13 protein-coding genes are annotated in these 22,186 nt (G+C 45.4%); 11 read left to right on the top strand and 2 right to left on the bottom strand.

From position 1 onward, the window contains the following. Window positions 1–11: 11 nt before the first annotated feature. From rho to AAA939_RS01245, 3 genes are all read left to right on the top strand, one after another. A complete protein-coding gene (gene rho / locus AAA939_RS01255; protein ID WP_338225895.1) occupies window positions 12–1,307 on the top strand; it encodes a transcription termination factor Rho in 1,296 nt (431 codons plus the stop codon). Window positions 1,308–1,413: 106 nt separating this feature from the next. After that, entirely contained in the window at window positions 1,414–1,659 is a 246-nt protein-coding gene (locus tag AAA939_RS01250) for a type B 50S ribosomal protein L31 (RefSeq protein ID WP_057706561.1), read from the top strand. A 288-nt stretch (window positions 1,660–1,947) separates the two neighbouring features. Beyond that, complete coding sequence (locus AAA939_RS01245; RefSeq protein WP_338230421.1) at window positions 1,948–5,502, top strand: bacterial Ig-like domain-containing protein; 3,555 nt, start codon at window positions 1,948–1,950, stop codon at window positions 5,500–5,502. A gap of 121 nt (window positions 5,503–5,623) precedes the next feature. On the opposite strand, the gene AAA939_RS01240 is transcribed toward AAA939_RS01245, so the two are convergent. Next, window positions 5,624–6,760 (bottom strand): baeRF6 domain-containing protein, encoded by a 1,137-nt coding sequence (locus AAA939_RS01240; protein WP_338208149.1) that lies wholly within the window; start codon window positions 6,758–6,760, stop codon window positions 5,624–5,626. A gap of 198 nt (window positions 6,761–6,958) precedes the next feature. Here AAA939_RS01240 and AAA939_RS01235 point away from each other — a divergent pair, with 198 nt between their 5' ends. From AAA939_RS01235 to AAA939_RS01215, 5 genes are all read left to right on the top strand, one after another. After that, window positions 6,959–7,663, top strand: a complete 705-nt coding sequence (locus tag AAA939_RS01235; protein ID WP_338208150.1) for a class A sortase — start codon at window positions 6,959–6,961, stop codon at window positions 7,661–7,663. Window positions 7,664–7,770: 107 nt separating this feature from the next. Next, a complete protein-coding gene (locus AAA939_RS01230) occupies window positions 7,771–8,331 on the top strand; it encodes a LemA family protein (protein ID WP_338208151.1) in 561 nt (186 codons plus the stop codon). An 11-nt stretch (window positions 8,332–8,342) separates the two neighbouring features. Beyond that, window positions 8,343–9,242, top strand: a complete 900-nt coding sequence (htpX, locus tag AAA939_RS01225) for a zinc metalloprotease HtpX (RefSeq protein ID WP_338208152.1) — start codon at window positions 8,343–8,345, stop codon at window positions 9,240–9,242. A gap of 60 nt (window positions 9,243–9,302) precedes the next feature. Next, complete coding sequence (locus tag AAA939_RS01220; protein WP_338208153.1) at window positions 9,303–10,091, top strand: hypothetical protein; 789 nt, start codon at window positions 9,303–9,305, stop codon at window positions 10,089–10,091. Between the two features lie 219 nt (window positions 10,092–10,310). Further along, window positions 10,311–11,699 carry a UDP-N-acetylmuramoyl-tripeptide--D-alanyl-D-alanine ligase gene (locus AAA939_RS01215; protein WP_338208154.1) on the top strand — a complete coding sequence of 463 codons (1,389 nt, stop codon included), beginning with the start codon at window positions 10,311–10,313 and terminating at the stop codon, window positions 11,697–11,699. Window positions 11,700–12,013: 314 nt separating this feature from the next. Here AAA939_RS01215 and AAA939_RS01210 read toward each other — a convergent pair whose 3' ends face one another. Next, complete coding sequence (locus AAA939_RS01210) at window positions 12,014–17,527, bottom strand: BspA family leucine-rich repeat surface protein (RefSeq protein ID WP_338208155.1); 5,514 nt, start codon at window positions 17,525–17,527, stop codon at window positions 12,014–12,016. Between the two features lie 1,128 nt (window positions 17,528–18,655). Here AAA939_RS01210 and cshA point away from each other — a divergent pair. The 3 genes from cshA to alr all read left to right on the top strand — a co-directional run bounded on the left by cshA (window position 18,656) and on the right by alr (window position 21,975). Then, on the top strand, window positions 18,656–20,245 hold the full coding sequence (gene cshA / locus AAA939_RS01205; RefSeq protein WP_338208156.1) for a degradosome RNA helicase CshA: 1,590 nt from the start codon (window positions 18,656–18,658) through the stop codon (window positions 20,243–20,245). 240 nt (window positions 20,246–20,485) lie between these two features. Next, window positions 20,486–20,848: a holo-ACP synthase gene (acpS, locus tag AAA939_RS01200; RefSeq protein WP_338208157.1), complete on the top strand. Its 363-nt coding sequence runs from the start codon at window positions 20,486–20,488 to the stop codon at window positions 20,846–20,848. Continuing rightward, window positions 20,848–21,975: an alanine racemase gene (alr, locus tag AAA939_RS01195; RefSeq protein ID WP_338208175.1), complete on the top strand. Its 1,128-nt coding sequence runs from the start codon at window positions 20,848–20,850 to the stop codon at window positions 21,973–21,975. The genes acpS and alr overlap by 1 nt, the downstream gene beginning before the upstream one ends. The last annotated feature ends 211 nt before the right edge of the window (window positions 21,976–22,186 follow it).

Raw genomic sequence — 22,186 nt, 5'->3', positions numbered from 1 at the left:
GAGCTGTGCTTATGGAAAAAATTTTAACGATGCACGACCTTGAGCAAAAAACGCTGAAGGAAATTTATACCTATGCACGCGACTACAAGATTCAGTATTATTCACAGATGAATAAGAAGGAATTATCGCTAGCCGTATTGCGGGAACAGGATAAAAAGCGTGGGTTTGTGCAAATGGAAGGCGTCTTGGAAATTATTGGCCAAGAGGGCTATGGTTTTTTGCGGCCAATTAACTACGGGCCGTCGCAAGAAGACATCTACATTTCACAATCTCAAATTCACCGGTTTGGATTACGGAACGGTGATTACGTCGCTGGCCAAGCACGTCCACCCAAGCCTAATGAGCGTTATTACGGGTTGATGCGCGTTGGGACGGTCAACGGTAAGAATCCCAACGACGCTAAGCAGCGGCCTCATTTTCCGGCGCTAACGCCGCTATATCCAGATCGACAGATTAAATTAACAACAACTGGTTCAGTCCTTGCCACCCGGTTAATTGATACGTTTGTACCGATTGGGTTCGGGCAACGGGGTTTGATCGTGGCGCCCCCGAAAGCTGGGAAGACGACGCTGTTAAAAAACATTGCCAACGGGATTATGACCAACTATCCGGATGCCAAGTTAATTATGTTATTAATTGATGAACGTCCGGAAGAAGTGACCGACCTTGAACGCTCGATTAAGGGTGAAGTGGTCAGTTCAACTTTTGACCAGCAGCCCCAAAATCACGTGCGGGTCGCTGAGTTAGTTTTAGAACGGGCGCGCCGGTTAGTTGAAGATAAGCAGGATGTTATTATTTTGCTGGATTCAATTACCCGCCTGACCCGGGCCTATAACTTAGTGATTCCATCAAGTGGTCGGACGCTTTCTGGTGGGTTAGATCCCACGGCCTTTTACAAGCCGAAGCGGTTCTTTGGTTCCGCACGGAATATTGAAGAGGGCGGGAGCTTAACGATCCTTGGGACGGCCTTAGTGGAAACGGGTAGCCGGATGGACGATATGATTTATGAAGAGTTTAAAGGAACTGGGAACTCGGAATTACAACTTTCACGGGAACTGGCAGAACGCCGGGTCTTCCCCGCGTTGGATTTGAAACAATCCAGCACGCGGAAGGAAGAGTTGTTGATTACGAAGCAGAAACTCGAACCGATTTGGCAGATTCGCCGGTCGATGAACGGGAATGCGTTAGAGTATACGGAGCAATTATTACAATTCCTCCGGCATACAAAAACCAACGCCGAGTTTTTGCGTGACCTGGCGAGCTTAAAGTTTAGTAGTCAGTCGTCACGGCGACCGCGCCGCTCGTAAATCAACTTGACGATTATAGCGGGTTCATGATAAGATGTTACCCGTTGATTAAAACAATGATAATCTCTGTTTCAGCAAATGATTCAGGGCAAAGGAGCGTAATATTATGCAAAAAGGAATCCATCCAGATTACCACGCCGTTGTCTTCCAAGATTCAACGACTGGTTTCAAATTCATCTCTGGTTCAACAGCAACGTCTAGCGAAACTGTTGAATGGGAAGATGGTAACACTTACCCATTGATCCGTGTTGAAATTACTTCAGATTCACACCCATTCTACACTGGGAAACAAAAGTTCAACAAGGCCGATGGTGCTGTCGATCGTTTCAACAAGAAATACGGTCTCAAATAAGCATTCAATTAATAGACGTTTCAGCTTCGGCTGGGCGTCTTTTTTTGTGGTGTCACGCCTATCGCTAACTGGAATAGGGTCGAAATATTTCTGAACAGTCATTTGAGTTTTCCGCCAGACTTTTTTGAATTAAACTTTACCCGCTCGTAATAACCGAAAATTATAACTTTCCTATTTTCTGAAAATTCGCGTGATGAAATCTTTTCCATTCTTAACCGCGAATCATATAATGAATTTGAAACGTTAGGTTAACTTACAAATCACGTAGCTATTTTAGGGGGATTATGAATGTTAATGGGTAACGATCAAAAGGTTCATTTTAGAATGTACAAAAGTGGAAAGACGTGGCTAGTGGCAGGCGTAGTCGCATTGGTGTTGCCAGTTGTAGGGTTGACTGGGCAAGCAGCGACGGCTGATTCTAAGCCGGATACCACGCAGGCAGCGAAGGTCGCTAGTGGGAAGACGACGGCTGAAAAGACAGTCACTTTGCAAGGATCAGGTAGTCAGACACCAGTAACGCCAGCCAGTCCAAAGGTAACAGCGCCAGCTAATGTTAAACCGGAAGCAACCTCAGCTGACAAGCCAGTTGCTAAAGTCGCTCCTAAGGGAAGCGAGCAGCCGAAAAAGACACTGGTAACACCTGAAGCGCAACCTAAAGATCAACCAATTGACAGCCAACCAATCGTTTCCAAGCCGGACAGTTCGGTATCAAAGGCTAGTGAGTCGAAACCAGTGTCACCAGCTGAGCCGACTAAACCAACGGATTCGGACACGAGTAAGGTAACGGTCAGCCCAAAGCCAGCTACTCCGGCACCCGCCGCTCCTGTAGTCAAGGCGCCGGTAACACAACCGGATACAGCCGTTACGCCTGAGAAGTTAGCACCTAAAATACCAGCAAGTACGAGTGAAGTATCCGCAGCCAAACCAGCACCACGGGCGGTGACAACCAAGTCGGAACAGCCAGATGTTGATCCGAACCAAGTAGATCAGCAAGTGCGCCCCGCAACGGATTACGCAGATTATCACCGAGAAGATAATCTGTCTAGTGGGCAGTTTGGGACTAGTGAATATTGGGTCGACGCTAATTATGTGTTACATATTGGGGCTGGTCAATTCGATAATACTGGTAAGTATGTGGCACCAAGCAAAGAAGATGAAGATCCAAATGGGTCTTTAGATCAAACTCCTTTGTGGGGTGAGCATACTAATGAAGTGACTAATATCAAGTTTGAGGGGAAGGCAGTAGCCAATTCGGATGTATCAGGACTATTTATGGATATGGATTCTTTAGAGACTATCGATGGTCTAGATAAACTGGATACTAGTCAAGCAACGAATATGGCTTTTATGTTTTCTAGTGATAGAAGCCTAAAAAAGCTAGATTTGAAGGGTCTCGACACAAGCAAAGTAACAAATATGCAGAATATGTTTTTTGGACTAGATTCGCTAACAAGTTTAGATTTAACGCCACTTGATACGCGTCAGGTCACTTCAATGGCTGGTATGTTTGCAGCTGATGTGAATTTAACTCAACTCAATGTATCAAACTTGAAAACGGGAAATGTAGTCGACATGGCTGGGTTGTTTATGGCAGATGGAAATATTAGTACGCTAGATTTGTCGAGCTTTGATACAAGTCAAGTTCAAGATATGTCGTCAATGTTTAGCGGTATGGATGCCTTGAGTAACTTAAACTTGTCGAGTTTTAATACGCAAAAGGTCAAAGATATGACCGAAATGTTTGAAGGAACTGGCGCTGACAAAATGATTGCAATTAATCTTGGCAATTTTGACATGGAAAAAGTGGATCAGATGCCCAAGATACTGGACACAACGCCACTAAAAATTACGTTAGGATCCAATGCCAAGTTATGCTATGTTGAGCCGGACCTAGTATCAGATTCTGATTCTGACCCTGATTCGGGCCCTGACTATGACTCTAACTCGGATCATGTAATGTCCCTACATCCGACTCCAAATCCCCAGTTATCCGGACTAAAGGCATTCTTGATGGGTGAAATTCATGACGGAAATTGGTATACGGGAAAGTGGATCGATACGCGGACGCACAAAGTCTATACCACTGAACAGCTGATTGCACTCTATACTGTCGTCGGAAAAACCCCAACTGCTATTAGTGTCACGGATCATAATCCAACTGCAACTTATCAACAACAAACTAATTTAGAAGTTAAAGATAGCGTCATTCATCTAAAGGAACATTGGAAAGCAAGTGATAACTTTGTCAGTGCAACCGACGTAGATGGTGGTGACGTAACAGTTGATAATCCGCAGATTACTATAAGCAATCAGCCAAATACGCAACAGTTGGGAAAACAGAGTGTTACTTATACTTTTATGAATGCGGATAAGAATGTCGCCACCCGGCAAGCACCAGTGGTTGTCACGGGAATTGCTCTTCAAGATTTTAGTAAGCAGATTAGCACGACCTCGACCTGGTCACCTCGCGATAACGTCAAATTAGCAATTGATGCTCAAGGAAATCCAGTCGCTGCCAGTGCAATTGTCATGACCATTGTTGATAGCCAAGGCCAAACGGTGACTAATTTTCAAACGCCCGGAGTCTATCTGATTCATTACCAGATTGGCGATGATTTGGCTAGTCGGGTCACGATTCCGTTAACGGTCTACAGCTTAGCAGCAATTACTGGTAAGAATAGTGCAATTAACTTAGGGACAACTTGGCATCCTAGCGATAATTTCAGTGCGATTGATGAAAACGGTCACCCATTAACGGTCACCTCACCCGGTGTTAGCGTTAAGGGTCAACCCAACGTTAATATTCCTGGTAATTACCAAGTCACGTACAACTATGTTGATGCGTCTGGCTATGCCGTTGGTCAAGTTCTCACGGTAACGGTGGCAGGTATCCAATTAAAGCAGCAAAATGTAGAAGCAACTACAACTGATAATTGGCAACCGGCAACGAATTTACAAGGTGCGGTTAACGCCGAAGGTAAAAACTTAAGTGCAGCGGACTTACAAATCGTGGCAACTGCGCTAAGTCAGGGACGCACAACTGGAAACGCGTTGTTAACGGTTCCTGGCACCTACTTGGTCACTTATCGGTTTGATGATCGGTTAGGCACCCATCAAGTGCAAACCCAAGTGAAGATTATTAGTAAAGCAAGCGTAGTTGCGCATGATCAAAAGATTCAAGTTGGTGCAACTTGGCAACCACAAGCTGGGTTCGTCAGTGCGACTGATGAGCACGGGCGGACGTTGTCGTGGGACAAAATAAAAGTTACAGGGGATGTCGATACGCACCGTGCTGGTCGTTATTTAGTGCAGTATTCGTATACGGACGCCGCTGGGAATCAAACTAGCCAAGCGACGGTTGTCACGGTATTCGACCCTAATACTGACGTTGATTCAGGCGGTGGTGATGGCAACCAAGGCGGCAATAACTCAGGCGGTGACCACAATGTCGGTGGTGATGGTAACCAAGGCGGTAGCAATCCGGGCGGTGACCATAACGTCGGTGGTGGTAACGGCAATCAAGGGGGTAATAATTCGGGCGGTGACCATAATTTAGGTAATGGTAATGGTAATGGCAACCAAGGTGAGCCTAATCCAGATGGTAACCATGATTGGAATGGTGGTTACCAGCCACAACAACCGGACTTGAATCAGAATGGTGGTCAGCCGACGACCCCTGTTTTGACCCGGCCGAAACCAAGTCAGCCGACTTTAGAATCTAAACCAGCCAGTCTGCCCCAAACCAGCGAGACTGATAGCCATGAAGCTGGTGTCCTCATTGGTTTAACCGGACTAGTTGTTAGTGGCTACTTAGCGTTAGTCGGTCGTTTAAAGCGACACTAATCAGACTAGCTATTTTAGTTAATCGTTAATCAAATAGCACGTCATAAGTAGTTCTACAAGTAGTAGGCGACTTATGACGTGCTATTAATTAATTGGAACAGGATTGTTTTGGAACGGTCAGTTAGTAGCGCAGTAACGCTAAGGCGCCAGTGTTAGTTGGCATCCTGTTAGCGGGAATGATGCGCACCTGTCCGTTTTTAGCCATCACAACGTCGACTAGATCGTCGATGAGGTTATCCGGCTGTGCGATTGGATCATCTAGGAGGACTTCGGTTGACGGTAAGGTCCCGGCAACGTTGGCGGAACTCGCCACGATCAACATTTCAATGCGACCACTTAAAGCGGGCTTAATCATGCCGAACGGATCACTGAGGGCTAACTGCTTGGACTGGGCCTTATCGTAGCGGTCTAACATGATATCCGCCAGCTGCGTATGCCACTTAGTTTGAATGGCTTCAGTGGCTGTCTGAATTGCGCCTAACGATAAGTTCTTAGGTGACTTTGGAATGCTGAGATATTCGGACAAGTACGGATTCTTATTAATTTGACGGAAGAGCGACTGGTTATGTGGCAAGCCCATCAAAATTAACGGTCGTTGCGTTGTCCGGGAATAGTCCTGCATGTACTGCGCGACTTGTTGGTAGTAGTTTTTTTGATCGATTTCACGTTCTTCGGCCTTAGCGTTGTGGCCGTGGTAGTTTGCACCGTGAACGGGACTGGAGTTGAAGTTTAAGTCACCACCGCGTTTTTCAGTGCCCAGCGTATCTTGTAACGTTGTGGGCGCTTCTGATGGTAAATCTACGATGGTAAAATTGCCTTGACGCTGCTGGCACATCATCAGTGAATCTTCGTTTAAGGCTAGTAAGTCAAAGTCAAATTCGTGCTGCCGGTCGGCTAAGATGGGTCGAATAGCGGGCATGCTGTTGACGATGACTTGGTTATCAGTCGGGTACTGCAAGTCGAAAATCATGACTTGTTGGTCGTTAGCAATTAAGCCCGTCTGTGGCCCGGTATGTTGTAACCAAAAGTCATTGTCACCGATGAGGCGTTCAAATTGTTCGCGGAACGGTTGAAAACTAACACTAGGAAAGCGTTGGGCCAACTGGGTGCGTGCTTCGTTAACCAGCTGCTTAAATTCTAAGCGTTGCCGGTTTAAATCATTCAGTACTGCCGCGGTATTCAGATAGATGGCGATGAATGGGCCAGCATCACGCTGTGCCATTAATTGGGTGAGATCGTTTTTTACCATGGTATCCATAGGTCCAACCTACTTTCTTTATTTGATAAATCTAGCATAACAAAAATTATATCGATTATGCAAGTGTTATGACTACGATAAGATAAAAATAATTAAAAGTGCTTTTTCGAATTCGGTGCTTTCTTCTATGGACTAATTAAGGTATATTTACGGTAGACGTCTTAAATAGTTGACGTTAAACATATGGGAGGCACGGTTATGCAATCAAAAAAGCATCCCGCTTTAAAGTGGTTAGGTCGGGGATTGTTCGTTGTATTAATTGCAATATCATTAGCACTGATTTTTAATGAACAGATTAAAAGCTGGTTAGTTAGTTCCTATTCACCAACGGTTACGGCTAAGTCAGTTAAACAAAACGCTAAGAAGAAGAGTAACTTTGACTTCTCTAAAGTGAAGTCGCTAGATTTTCAGACGGTCGCTAAGGCCCGAATGAATAAGAACGCGATTCACGTGATTGGTTCGATTGCGATTCCGTCGGTTGATCTGTACTTGCCGATTGGGAACGGCGTAAGTAACGAAACCTTGGCATTGGCGGCCGGAACGATGAAGGCTGATCAGGAGATGGGGAAGGGTAACTACGCATTGGCTGGTCACCACATGATCAAGCACGGCGCGCTCTTTAGCCCACTCTATTACAAGAGTAAGGTGGGTCAGATGATCTATTTGTCTGATGCCAACCACATTTATGCTTATAAGACGAGTAAGCGGACCTTTATTAAGGCAACCGACGTGCAGGTCATTGATGACGTGCCGGGTAAAAATTTAGTGACGTTGATTACTTGTGATAAGACGGGGGCGGGGCGCCTAATGATTCAAGGGACCTACGTTCAAAAATGGGCCTTTAAGCAAGCACCGGATAGCGTTCAAAAATCGTTTGCAAGTCATTTCAATAACAAATATTAACAATATTACATTTAATCTGAATAGTGTTCTCGGCTCAGTTTTCAAGGTACAATGTAAGTAATTGATATTCTGTGTCAGTAGATTTTTTTTAGAGGAGGCCTCACTTGATGGTAGGTTTAATTATTATTGCTGTTATCCTAGTCCTGATTGCGATTTACGTCGTTATCTATAACGGCTTGGTCAAGTCCCGGATGTACACCCAGGAAGCTTGGAGTCAGATCGATGTCCAACTTAAACGGCGGACGGATTTAATTCCTAACTTGGTTAATACCGTAAAGGGCTATGCGAAACACGAAAAAAGCACGTTAGAACAAGTGGTGGCCTTACGGAACCAGTTAACGCAAGTTCCTAGCGGTGACCATGAACAAGCAATGAAAGTTTCGGACCAATTAACAAGTTCATTGAAGAGTATCTTTGCGTTAGCTGAAAATTATCCTGATTTAAAGGCTAACCAAGAATTTAGCAAATTGATGGAAGAATTAAGCAACACGGAAAATAAAATCGCTTATTCCCGTCAGTTATTTAACTCCAGTGCGGCTAGCTACAACATGAAGCTACAACAATTTCCGTCTAACTTGGTCGCAGGAATTCACCATTTCCAGAAGGTCGATTTCTTAAGCGTTCCTGAAGCGGAAAAGGAAGCACCTAAAGTTTCTTTTGAAGATTAGAGGTTATGCCCATGTTATTTGAGCAAATTGCCCGCAATAAGCGGCACACGGTTTACGTGATGGCCGCTTTTGTCGTGTTAGTGGCTATAATTGGGATGGCTATCGGGTATGTCTTTTTTGACAGCACGGTTGCTGGGCTAATCATGGCAATCGTCGTCGCTGCCATCTACATGATGATTATGATCGGTCAATCGACTGATGTCGTGATGGGGATGAACCACGCGCGTGAACTGCACGGTGAAGATGATGATCCGGAGTTGTGGCACATGGTTGAAGATATGGCCATGGTGGCTAAGGTACCGATGCCGCGGGTCTTTATTATTGAGGATGATAGTCCCAACGCATTTGCGACCGGAAATAATCCCGAGCACGCAGCCGTTGCGGTCACGACTGGGATTCAAGCCCGTTTGAACCGTGAAGAAATGGAAGGCGTCATCGGTCATGAGATGACCCACGTGCGCAATTACGATATTCGCCTACAGACGATTGCGTTAGCGTTAACCGCAGCCATTAGCTTGCTAGTCAACTGGGGCATGAACGCTTTTTGGTGGGGCGGTGGTCGCCGACGTCGAGATGATGACCGTGATGGCAACGGTGCGCAACTGTTGATCATGCTTTTGGCGGTCGTGGTGATCATTTTGGCACCGTTGGCTGCGAGCCTTGTGCAGATGGCGCTGTCCCGTAACCGGGAATATTTGGCTGACGCGGGTAGTGTTGAATTGACCCGGAATCCGTTAGGCCTAATTAACGCCTTAGAAAAAATTGACGATAGTCAACCTATGCAGCAGGCGGATCCAAGTAGTGCCGCCTTATATATTTCTGATCCTTTCAAGGCTAAAAAGTCGTGGGCGCACTTGTTTGATACCCACCCACCGATGGCTGATCGGATTGAACGATTAAAAAATATGTAATAAAAGACTGTGATTACTGTAATAACGGATTATAATAAAACTAAATAGACAGTTGAAAGAGTGAGACGGTTGCAACGCAGATATATTTACGCCAATTTAGAAAAACTTGATAATTTAGTCTTTGCCTATGGAATTGACCAAAGTGATTTTGTGCATGGTATTAAACGTTTACCCGCAAATATAGTCTCGCTAGTCGGGCTTGACGATGACGAGCACGCCGTTAATGCCCATACTGGATTAAACGTAATCAATGATGAAAACGAAATTCGGCGGTATCTGTTGCAAAGCCATTCGTTGCCAGTTAAGTGGTTGGATTATGATGAAGTGGGGGACCTAGACTTTTTGACCGCTACTGAAATTGCGGAATTGTTGTACCTCGGTCATATGGATCGTCCGATTCGGTCTCCTTTTAATTATAAGTTGCGCAACCACTACGTTTTTTTGGAACAGCGTAATGGTGGCATTAAGGTCTATTTCTACTACATTTCGTCCTTTAGTCACATCTTGAGTGCGGCGATCGTTCGCCATACGTTAGCTGCTTACCGCGGTCGGCGGATGTTTATGCGCTCACTCAGTATTCCAAGAGTGCCGGAAGTTATTTTAAAGCAATTAGTGAAGTTGATGCCAGATGGCTTGTTTTTGTATTTTGATCAAGCGATGGTCCGGCAACGCCAGTTACTAGTGCCGGTGCATACGGAGATGGCCAACAACGATATTGAAGTGTTTGACCCAGCGCGCAGTGAAGATAATTTGCACACGCATAACGTGGCAACGTTAGCTTTCAACCTGGTTTCAGGTGAATGGGAGCTACAAGTCCATGATCAGACAGCTTTTGAAGACCATTTATAGTGAAAATTATTAGCGGATGTGGCAATTGTCACGTCCGCTATTTATATGGATAGTGGTTAGAAATGCCGCATCTAAGGGAACCTCACATTCTTTGGTGCTAAAGTGGTATAATTTTTATGCGCGTAGCTAATTTTAATTTAACTACGATTCGAGAAAGTGGAACCTTAGTCAAAATTGGGTTACCCATTATGGGAACCACGAATGGAGAGTTTAATCTATATGAAGATGCAAGTTACCGAAATTGCTAAGGCCGTTCAAGCGGTCAATGCCGAACAGGCTTGGCCCGACGTCAACGTGACGGGGGTGGCCTTTGATAGTCGACGGTTACAAGCGGGTGACCTGTTTATTCCGCTAGTTGGTGAGAATGATGGGCATCAATTTATTCAAAGTGCAGTCGATAATGGCGCAGTTGCCACACTCTGGGCTAGTGATCACGCGGACAGTGCGCCTAAAAACTTGCCCGTTATTCTGGTGGCGGATACGTTGAGCGCGTTGCAACAACTCGGTCAATATTATTTACAAAAAATCAATCCTAAAGTAGTCGCGGTTACTGGAAGTAACGGTAAAACGACGACTAAGGATATGATTGCGAGCTTGCTGGGAACGCAATTTAACGTCACTAAAACGCATGCGAACTTCAATAATCAGATTGGGGTTCCGATTACGTTACTAAGTATGGAACCTAACACCGAAGTAGTCGTTGTCGAAATGGGTATGGATCACTTTGGCGAACTTGATTTTCTGAGTCGATTAGTGCAACCAGACGTGGCGGTTATAACCATGATTGGTGAAGCCCACATTGAATTCTTTGGGACCCGTGATAAGATTGCGGACGCTAAGATGGAAATTGTTCACGGCTTAAAGGCGGACGGAACGTTCATCTTTAATGGTGATGAACCATTGTTACGGGAACGGGCAAAAGAAGTCACCCAGCACCAACGGACGTTTGGTTTGGATGAAACGAACACGTTAGCAGGAAGCGACGTAGCAACGAGTCGGGCGCAAACCCAGTTCAAAGCTAGCCTATGGCCTGATGAAACGTACACGATTCCGATGATGGGGGCGTACAATGTCAATAATGCGTTAGCCGCGTTATTGGTTGCTGATACGTTCCATATTCGGCCAAACGCTGCCCAACAAGCGCTCGCTAGTTTTGTTCCGACAGAAAATCGGACGGAATGGTTGACGGGGAGCAAGGGCGAAGCGATTTTAAGCGATGTCTACAATTCTAATCCAACTGCGGCACGGCGTGTTCTAGCAGCTTTTGCTGCGGTACCGGCTAAGGGCAAGCGGATTGCGGTCTTGGGTGACATGTTGGAATTGGGTGAACAATCCGATACGCTCCATGTCAGCTTAGCAAGTGAGTTGAATCCAGAAACGATTTCAAGTGTTTACCTGAATGGCCAACACATGCAGGCGCTGGCTGCCACTTTGACTAACAAGTATCCAGAAGGTGCGGTGCACTACTACCCAACTGAAGATCAGGATCAATTAATCGCCGCCCTCAAAAACGAAGTACAGGCGGATGACCAAGTACTACTTAAAGGTAGTCACGGCATTCATTTGGAAAACGTTTTGACGGCGCTTGAAACGGCGGATCAAGCATAGTTATAAAATCAATATCAAAGTAATAGGACTCAAGATTGTCATCGCAATCTTGAGTCCTATTTTAGTCCGGTTGCTACTGATGACATGCGGTCGTGGGACCGGGCCTAGCCTGGGGAGCGGTCTAGTCCCTCGCCCGGAACACTTGCACAATTCGCGATTGTCCCGGACCGTCCCCCATAGCACACCAAGGCTACCCGACGGAGCGGTTATCTGGAAAATAAAAGTTGGCTACAACGAAGCAATCTCTGCATCGTTGTGGCCAACTCGGGTAACGAATTTGGGGGCGGTTATTAATTCGCTACGATTTGAAAACTTTAATCTTTACGACGTTTCAAAGCGACTTTACCTAAGCCGAAGAGTAATCCGCCTAGTGCCAAGAGAACGACGCCTGACGTGGCCACTGCTTTACGTGCGGCAGTTTCACCAGTTTGTGGTAAGTTGCCTTGGCTGTTTGGGGCTTGCTTAGTAGCCGCATTTAAGCTAGCTTGAGCGGCAGCTGGTGTGACTGGCTTGGATTTAGTAGTCGTCGCATCACCGTGACTTGTCGTGGTATTGCTTTGGTTCTTATCCTTAGCAACGCCGTTACCACTATTGATGGTATCGCCATCATCAGTTTCGTCGGTTGTGTTACCAGTACCGTTGTTATTGTTGCCGGTGTTGGCATTACCGCTACCATTGTTGTTATCGCCAGTATTGGTATTACCACCACCATTGTTATTATCGCCGGTATCAGTACCACCGCCGCCATTGTTATTATCGCCGGTATCGGTATCACCGCCACCATTGTTGTTATCGCCGGTATCAGTGTCACCGCCACCGTTATTGTTGTCACCGGTATCAGTGCCTCCACCGCCGTTGTTATCACCGTCACCGTTGTCACCATCACCATTTCCATTGCCCGTATCTTTAGCTGTAACCGTTACGGTAATGGTCTTAGTTAATTCGTGACCGCTGGCATCTTTATAGCTGTAAGTGACTTTATACGTTCCGGGAGTCTTCGTATCAACGGTGCCGTCAACAGTAACCTGGCTAAAGTCCAGCGCATCCCCGTTTTCATCCGTCCCGCTGACAAAGTTGTCTTTAGGATTCCAAGTGTCGTCAACGGTGAGGTTAGAATCATTAACGTCAAGACTGGCTTTGCTTGAAACGACTACTGTCGCCGTAGTGGTATAAGTTTCGCCCGTACGAGTGAGAAAACTGTAAGTGATCGTGTAAGTTCCGGGCTGCTTCATTGATGTGACAGCATTGCCATCTTTATCCGTGATTGCAATTGAGAGGTCACCACCGGTCAATTCTGTCCCGTTACCATCCGTTGCCTTTTGAACGTTGGTTGCTGGATCCCAATCACTAGTAGTCGAAATTTCTTTGTTGGTTTCATTCAAGATGATTCCGTAAACAACCACTTTGACCGTTTGAGTGACAACTTTGCCGGTACTGTCAGTAAAGCTGTAAGTGACGTTATAAATCCCGGGAACCTTAGTATTGACAGTATCACCAGAAACGGTCACGTCCTTGAAGTTAACGGTAGTACCGTCCGCGTTGGTGGCACCGTTAAAGTTAGCTTCTGGATTCCAAGTATCGCCAAGTTGAATCGAGCCATCGTTGACGTCAAGGCTGGCCTGGTTAGCAGCCACCGTAACGGTTAGCGTCTTGGAAGTTTCATTTCCAGCGCTGTCACGGTAAGTGTAAATAACGGTGTAAGTGCCTGGCTTGCTAGTATCGACCTTATCGCCGCTGATGGTGATTTGATCATAGCTGATTGAATCGCCATTTTCGTCAGTGGCGTTCTTGAAGTAGTCCTTAGCGTCAAAGTTTTCGCCGTCAATGACGTTCACTTGGTCCGTGGTCAGGTCAAGGCTGGCTTTGTTAGTGACCGTAATCGTTGCGGTTACGGTATAAGTCTCAGCAGACCGTGCCCGGCTGACAAACGTGTAAGTGACGGTGTAAGTGCCTGGCTTATTCAGATTTGCGACCGTATTGCCATTGGCGTCTTTAATGGTGATGATCAAGTCTTTTCCGCTTAAGCTATCACCGGCTTGGTTAGTCGCAACATTAACGTTTGCGGCTGGGTCCCAAGTGCTGGTTGTTGAGATTTCCTTGTTCGTTTCTTTTAAGATGATCCCGTAAACAACGACTTGAACGTCCTTGGTAATAACGTTACCGGCACTGTCAGTAAAGCTATAGGTGACGGTATAAGTGCCTGGCGTCTTGGTATCAACCGTGTCACCGCTTACAGCTACGCGGTTAAAGTCGACGGCCGAGCCATCTGCATCCACCCCGTTAAAGTGGTCCGCTGCGTTCCAAGTATCGCCCAGCTCAACGGTTTGTTCAGGGGTCTCAACGGATGCGGTTGTCTTAGTGACCGTAATGGTAGCCGTTTTCGTAAACGTTTGACCAGCAGCGTCCTTGTAAGTGTAAGTGACTTTGTAGACGCCAGCCTTAGTCAGGTCAACGGTATCGCCACCGACTGTAACGTCATCGATTGTTAATTGGTTGCCATCGTAATCAGTTCCACTGAAGCCGTCACTGACGTCCCAAGTCGTATTTGGCCCCGCGACTAAGTTACTGTCATTAGTTTCTAAGGAACTTTGACTGTTAACTTTTTCATGGATGTAAGTGCCTGCGACGTTATTAGTTAACAAGTCGCTAGAAGAAGCGGTATTTCCATTGTTGCTGATCCAGTTCCCGGTATAAGTGTCATCCGCGGTAAGGTCTGGCAAGCCAGTATTGGTATACCATTTGTTTTTAGTGCCTAAGATAATCTTAGCCAGGTTGGTATTAGCGAGCATACTTTCCGTCGTAGTGACGTTGCTCATGTCCCAGTTAGAAAAATCAAGGGTGTCTAAGCTCGAATTGCCCCAGAACATGAATCCCATGTTGGTGACCTTGCCAGTATCCCATTTGGAAACATCGAGCTTGGTCAACGCGGAGGTGCCGTCGAACATATTGAACATGGTTATTACGTTGGCCGTGTTCCAGTTAGAGACGTCGAGGGTCGTTAAACTAAAGTCGCCGAGGAACATGCCACTCATGTCAGTGACTTTACTGGTGTCCCATTTGCTGGTATCTAAGCTGGTCAGCGCTTCGTTGTAGGCAAACATGTTTTGCATGGTGGTGACATTACTCGTGTTCCAGTTAGAAACATCCAGACCGTTCAAGTACCATGTACTGTTAAACATGAAACTCATATCGGTGACGTTACCCGTATCCCAGTTAGCAACGTTCAAAGCTGTCAAAGCGTTTGCGGTATAAAACATGTAGCTCATGTCAGTGACCTTGCTGGTATCCCAATTGGAGACATCGAGGTTGGTTAACTTAAAGTCGCCGTGAAACATGTGGCTCATGTTGGTCACTTTGCTCGTGTCCCATTTGCTAGTATCTAAGCCGGTTAGCGTTTCGTTGTAGGCAAACATGTTTTGCATGGTGGTGACATTGCTAGTATTCCAGTTAGAAACGTCCAGGCCGTTCAAGTACCATGCACTGTTAAACATGAAACTCATATCGGTAACCTTGCTAGTATCCCAGTTGGAAACGTCTAAAGCTGTTAAAGCGTTGGTACCATAAAACATGTAGCCCATATTGGTGACTTTGCTGGTGTCCCATTTGCTAGTATCTAAACTAGTCAAAGATTCAGCGAGGTTAAACATCGTTTGCATGGTGGTGACATTACTGGTGTTCCAATTGGAAACATCCAGTCCGTTCAATTTCCACGTGTTGGCGAACATGTAGCTCATATCGGTGACTTTACCCGTGTTCCAGTTAGCAACGTTTAAAGTTTTCAAAGCGTTAGTGCCATAAAACATGCCGCGCATGTCAGTCACGTTATTTGTCTTCCACTTGGACACATCTAAAGTGGTCAGCTTAGATACACCATAAAACATTAAACTCATGTCAGTGACCTTGCTGGTATCCCAGTTGGTAACGTTTAACGATGTTAACTGGTTATTGCCGTAGAACATGTTGTTCATGTCAGTGACTTTGCTAGTGTCCCAGTTGGTAGTCGCAAGACTAGTTATTTTGTGGGCATTGTAAAACATTTTACTCATGTCGGTGACGTTACCGGTTTTCCAATTAGAAACGTCGAGGCCACTAATTAAGTAGGCCGCTTGAAACATGCCGTTCATGTTGGTGACTTTGCTAGTGTCCCAGTTGGTGACGTTCAATGTTGGCAAGACGCCGCAGCCGAAGAACATTTTAGCCATGTTAGTGACGTTACTGGTATTCCAGTTGCTAACGTCTAGCGATGTTAACTTGGTGTTCCCACAGAACATATCCACCATCGTTGTGACTTTACTGGTGTCCCATTTGGATACATCAAGCTTAGTGAACTGAGTATTGAAAAAGGTGTAGCCCATGTCAGTCACGTTACTAGTATTCCAGTTGCTAACGTCGATGTTGGCGAGTGCTTCATCACCGGCAAAGAGGTTGTTCATATTAGTGACGTTACCAGTGTTCCAACCACTGACGTTGAGGTTGACCAGACTAGTTGTGTTTGCAAACATAAAGGCCATGTCAGTGACGTTGCTCAGATTCCAGTTGCTGACATCAATGGTCTTGAGGGCCGTATCACCGGAGAAGAGGCTGCGCATGTTCTTGACGTTACCAGTGTCCCAGTTGGCAAAACTGATTGAGACTAGTCCAGTATCATGGTAAAACAGGCTGTTCATGTTGGTGACGTTACTCGTGTCCCATTGAGAAACATCGAGCGTGGTCAATGCGGAATCATTGGCGAACATAGCCTGCATGTTTTTGACTTGGGTCGTCTTAAAGTTATTGGCATTAGTGACGGTTGTTAAACTACCTAAGTCGCGGAATAGGCCGGATGAATCGGCAGCACCGGTGACCGTGTCTTCAAAAACGATCTCTTTGATATCCTTGGCGTAAGCAGCCCATGGATTTTTACCAGCGGTGTTAGCGAACGTTCCGCCACTAATGTGCAAGACGCCGTCACTATCAATTCGCCAGGCACTGTTACCGTAATTTCCAGTAGCGATATCCGCTTTTACGGCAGCTCTAGCAAGGGTTGCTTTTTTCTTTGTCGTTGGTGCAGCGGTTGTTGTTTTACTGGTGAGCGTGTCAGTTGGAACATCAGCGATTGGTGCTTCTTCGACAAGATCTGGTGTCGCTGGATCGGTAACAGTCGTCGGATCCGTTACGGCCTGATTAGCATCGTTGGTTGTGTCGACTTCCGTGGAACCGACAACCCCATTGTTAGTTCCGGATTGATTATCGGTTGCTGTGTTTTCGGATTGACCCTGATTGGTTGTGTCAGTAGCTGTGTTGTCAACGGGTTGATCCGTGTTAGTTGAAGTGTCATTTTCACTATTAGAAGCAGGCGCTTCCGTGTTAGATGAAACTTCCGTTGTTTTAGTCTCACCCGTTGTGGACTGTTTAGTGTCGCTAGTCGTATTCTGATTGTTCTTTTCCACGGCTGAATCGGTGGATTGTTCAGTCTTAGCATCGCTGGTTTCTGTAGTAACCGTGTCGTCAGCTTTAGTCGTCACTTGATCAGGAGTAGTCACATCGTCCGTTTTGACCGTCACTTGATCAGTAGTGGTGTCATCAGTCTTAGTTACCGGTTGGTCAGTAGTTGACTCATCGGTTTTCGTGGTCGTTTGATCAGTTGTGGTTGTGGATGGAATCGTAGCTTCACTACTAGTTGTTGCGGGAGCGACCTGATTAGTGGTGACCGCAGTAGGCGTAGCAGTGTCTGCGTGAACATTGATCGCATTCAGCTGCCAAGTAAAAGCAGTAATACCGGCAAAGACCCAGAAACGGCCTTTCTTGTACATCTTGTAATGCGTTTTTTGATCTGTAGATTGAGCCATGATTATAAACATTCCTTTCACACGCCACTCACAACGTCTTGAAGCGGGATGAGCGGTATTAGTCGATTGTATTTTTAGCTAAGCACGGTTGGGTAAACGATACGGTAAGTATGTTAATAAACTGATTTAAACAGTTTATTAGGATAAGTATTCCCCTTGGCTTGTTAAACAAGGAGAACGTAACGTTCAACGACAGATTATGTTTTGGTGCTTAACTATCGATAAGTTGTATTCTATATCAATAAATTTATTTGTAAACAGTTAAGCAAGTCCATATAATCGCTGATTTATCAGTGAATTGAGTGCAATATAAAATTTTATTATTAATATTTCTAATAGCACCTAATTGTTATATTTTTAACCGAATTAATTAATTAGACTGATGTTAATTAATTAAAATGACTGTATTTGCGAAAAATAGATAAACTGATTGAATCAGAATAAGGAGTGGCTAGGTTCTTGAAAGTCAATAAAAAGCGCTTTCATACTCCTCTAATTTTCTGGACATTTAGTTATCATAAAAAATCGAGTTAATCTGATTAACAGACTAGGGATATTTTGGCTGACTAACTAATGATTTGCTTATGCCAATTATTTCGAACACAAGCAAAAATTTTTTTATATTTTAGTCTCGTTAATAAAGGTCACTAACGTTGGACGATGATTTATTCAGATTAGGGCTGAATAAACGATGGAAATTTTAGTGATGGTGGCGATAAATTTAAGATTTTTAGGGAAAGGTATCTATAATAGGTAGTTTTAGGTCAGCTGATCCAGTTAGGAGTAAAATTAACGTGTTCTTGAATGGGGTCTGTAATGTCAGGACGGAATGGCAGCGTTTAGGGATGCTAAGTGCAGAAAAAATTTGACCGTAACTGAAAATGAAAGAATATCATTGATTTTCAATATTTATTTTCATTTAGAACCCTAGTGGTGGCGGGGAAGTTGATGGTTGTGCGGTATTTAGGCCAAGTGTCTTTCTTGCTTATTCATAGTAACCGGTGTATGATAATTCAGTTGTACCATTTGAAAGTCAGACCGTTGGCTTGCATGATAGCGCCTTACGGGGAACGGATTTTTTCCTAGCTGTCAGTAATCCCATGGTGTCATCCTTAGGAGGAAACATATTTGAAGTTTACAGAATTAGGCTTATCCGATAGCCTACTTAAAGCAGTTACTCGAGCAGGCTACGAAGAAGCCACCCCAATCCAAGCAGAAACCATTCCAATGGTGCTTGATGGGAAAGACGTGATTGGCCAAGCACAAACCGGTACTGGTAAAACCGCCGCGTTTGCATTGCCAATCCTACAACGTTTGGATTTTGATAATCCTAACATTCAAGCCTTAGTTATTTCACCAACGCGTGAATTAGCAATCCAAACTCAGGAAGAAATCTTCCGTTTGGGTAAAGACGAACGGGCGAAAGTCCAAGTCGTCTACGGCGGTTCTGACATCCGTCGTCAAATCAGAAACCTGAAGCAACACCCACAAGTGATTGTTGGGACGCCAGGTCGTTTATTGGATCATATTCGTCGTGGCACGGTCAAATTAGACCATGTTAAGATGTTGGTCTTAGATGAAGCCGATGAAATGTTAGACATGGGATTCTTGGATGATATTGAATCAATTATCAAACAAGTTCCTTCAGAACGGCAAACGATGCTCTTCTCAGCAACGATGCCGCCTGAAATCAAACGCATCGGTGTTCAGTTCATGCACGAACCACACCATGTAAAAATTAAAGCAAAAGAATTGACCGCTGATACAGTTGATCAATACTACGTTAAAGCAAAAGAATTTGAAAAGTTCGATATCATGACGCGTTTATTCGATGTTCAGGCACCTGAATTAACCATTGTCTTTGGTCGGACGAAGCGCCGGGTTGACGAATTGTCAAAAGGCCTTGAAGCTCGTGGCTACAACGCCGCTGGGATTCATGGTGACTTGAGTCAACAACGTCGGACGCAAATCATGCGTCAATTCAAAGCTGGTAAGTTAGATATCTTAGTTGCAACCGATGTGGCTGCCCGGGGACTTGACGTTTCTGGTGTGACCCACGTTTACAACTACGATATTCCACAGGATCCAGATAGTTATGTTCATCGTGTTGGCCGTACTGGCCGTGCCGGACATAAAGGGGTTTCCTTAACCTTTGTAACGCCAAATGAAATGGAATACCTCCGGGTCATCGAAAAGTTGACCAAGAAGCGGATGTTACCATTGAAGCCACCAACAGAAGAAGAAGCTTTCTCTGGCCAATTAGCAGCTGCTGAAGCTAGTGTTGGTGCGTTGGTTGCAAAGACTTCTACTGATAAGTATGCGGAACAAGCTGCAGAATTATTAAAGAAGTACGATGCAACTGACTTGGTTGCGGCATTATTAAATGACTTAACCAAGGACGACTCCACTGCGGTACCAGTTAAGATTACGCCAGAACGCCCATTACCTCGTCATAAGGGTGGTGGCAACAACCGTCGTGGTGGCGGTGGTTACCGTGGTAACCGTAATCGTAACAGTAACCATGGTGGCGGTCGTGGCGGCTACTCACATAATGGTCGTAGCAGTGACCGTGATCGTGGCGGCCATGGTCGTGGTGATCATAAGAGTGGCGGCTACAAGGGTCGTTCACGCGATGATAACCGTAGCAACAACCGTAATCATGATGACGGTCGTAAGCAAAGCAGCAAGCGGAGCTACACGATTCGGACGAACGATTAGGTTTAAGCATTCAAATAACAAATTAACGTCGTTACTGACGGATGATTTAAAAAAAGTCGAGCGCTTGCTCGGCTTTTTTGTTTGGTCATGATGATAAAATCAAGTTGTATCAGTCTAAGCAGAAGAACCTTCATGACAACGTGAAAAGATTGCGTGCGGTTTAACCTTTTATCGCTCCCGTAGCTGTGGTAAATTGGAAACATCAAGCGTAATTGTTAGTTTTGAAAGGCGGCAGCGGAGATGATTTACGGAACCGGAATTGATTTGACGGAGATTGGACGTATTCAAAAAATCGTGGATGCGGGACTTAAGCTTCCTGAAAAAGTCCTAACCCCAGCGGAATTGGTTGTTTTTAATCGCTATGGGTCAAAGCGACGAATTGAATTTTTAGCGGGCCGCTTTTCTGCCAAGGAATCTTATAGTAAGGCTTTTGGAACTGGAATTGGTGCCGCAGTTGGTTTTCAAGATATTGAAATTTTGGATAATGAAGCGGGCAAACCGGAAATTACGCGTCATCCCTTTACTGGTCCGGCGTGGGTATCAATCTCCCATACGGATCAGCTCGTGATGACACAAGTTATATTGGAAAGAGGCAAAATGTGATGGTTGTAATTGGGGAACACCGCCACACACAAGTTAAAGTTGACTTGCAGGCAATCAAAAATAATATTAAAGCGGAGATGGATCGTAAAGATCCGCTGACTGAACTTTGGGCCGTTGTAAAGGCTAACGGGTATGGTCACGGCATTATCCAGGTCGCACAGGCGGCAAAACAAGCGGGTGCAACTGGATTTTGCGTGGCAATTTTAGACGAAGCGTTAGCCTTACGGGCGGCCGGAATAACGGAGCCGATTTTGGTACTAGGCATTACGGAGCCTGAATATGCGCCTTTAATTGCTGAAAAAGATATTTCGGTAGCGGTTGGGACGCAGGACTGGTTGGATACCGTCGCGACAATTTTAGCGGCCAATGACGTTACTACGCCATTGCACGTCCACTTGGCACTTGATACGGGTATGGGCCGAATTGGGTTCCAGACACCTACGGAATTGGCTGCGGCAGTGACAACATTAAACAGACCTAACACACCGTTTGATTTTGAAGGCATCTTTACGCACTTTGCGACTGCGGATCAGGCCGACGATACCTACTTTACACACCAGTTGAACAACTGGAAAGCGTTAATTGCGGTGGTGGATGAGTTGCCACGTTACGTCCACGTTTCAAACTCGGCGACTAGTTTATGGCATCAAGCCTGCAACGGAAACGTTGTACGGTTTGGCGTTGCGTTGTACGGTTTAAATCCGTCAGGGCAAGAACTCAGTGCACCGTACGAGTTACAACCAGCGTTATCTTTGACGGCTCAGCTTTCCTTTGTTAAGAAGTTAGCTAAGGGCAAGTCGATTAGCTACGGTGCGACCTATACCGCGGCGGAAGATGAATGGATTGGGACCGTTCCAATTGGTTATGCGGATGGCTATGAACGACGTTTGCAAGGCTTTCACGTCTTAGTTGACGGTCAAGCTTGTGAGATTGTTGGCCGGGTCTGCATGGATCAAATGATGGTACGCTTGCCGCACGAGGTTCCGGTTGGGACACAAGTAACGTTGGTCGGCACGGATGGTGACCAGACCATTACGTTACAAGATATTGCGGATTACTGTGGCACGATCCACTACGAAATTGCGTGTGGATTAGCACCACGGTTGCCACGAGTCTACGTGGATTAGTTTTGGTAAAAAGTAACGCTTAGATATTATGATGGTTAAATAGTCCCACTCAGCACGCAATGTGATGAGCGGGACTATTTTGTACAGATTGCGTTAAACTGAACTGGGTTAACAATCAACTGATTAGCCAAAGTTAGTAAACGGTTGCTAAAAGTGAAGAATTCATGCTATCATGAGTAGCAAGAATAGTCATAATCAAAGTTACAGTGGG

Source organism: Lactiplantibacillus paraxiangfangensis (assembly GCF_036246185.1).
GTDB lineage: Bacteria > Bacillota > Bacilli > Lactobacillales > Lactobacillaceae > Lactiplantibacillus > Lactiplantibacillus paraxiangfangensis.
Note: the sequence above shows the minus strand (reverse complement) of the source record. Positions and strands in the feature narration are given on the sequence as shown.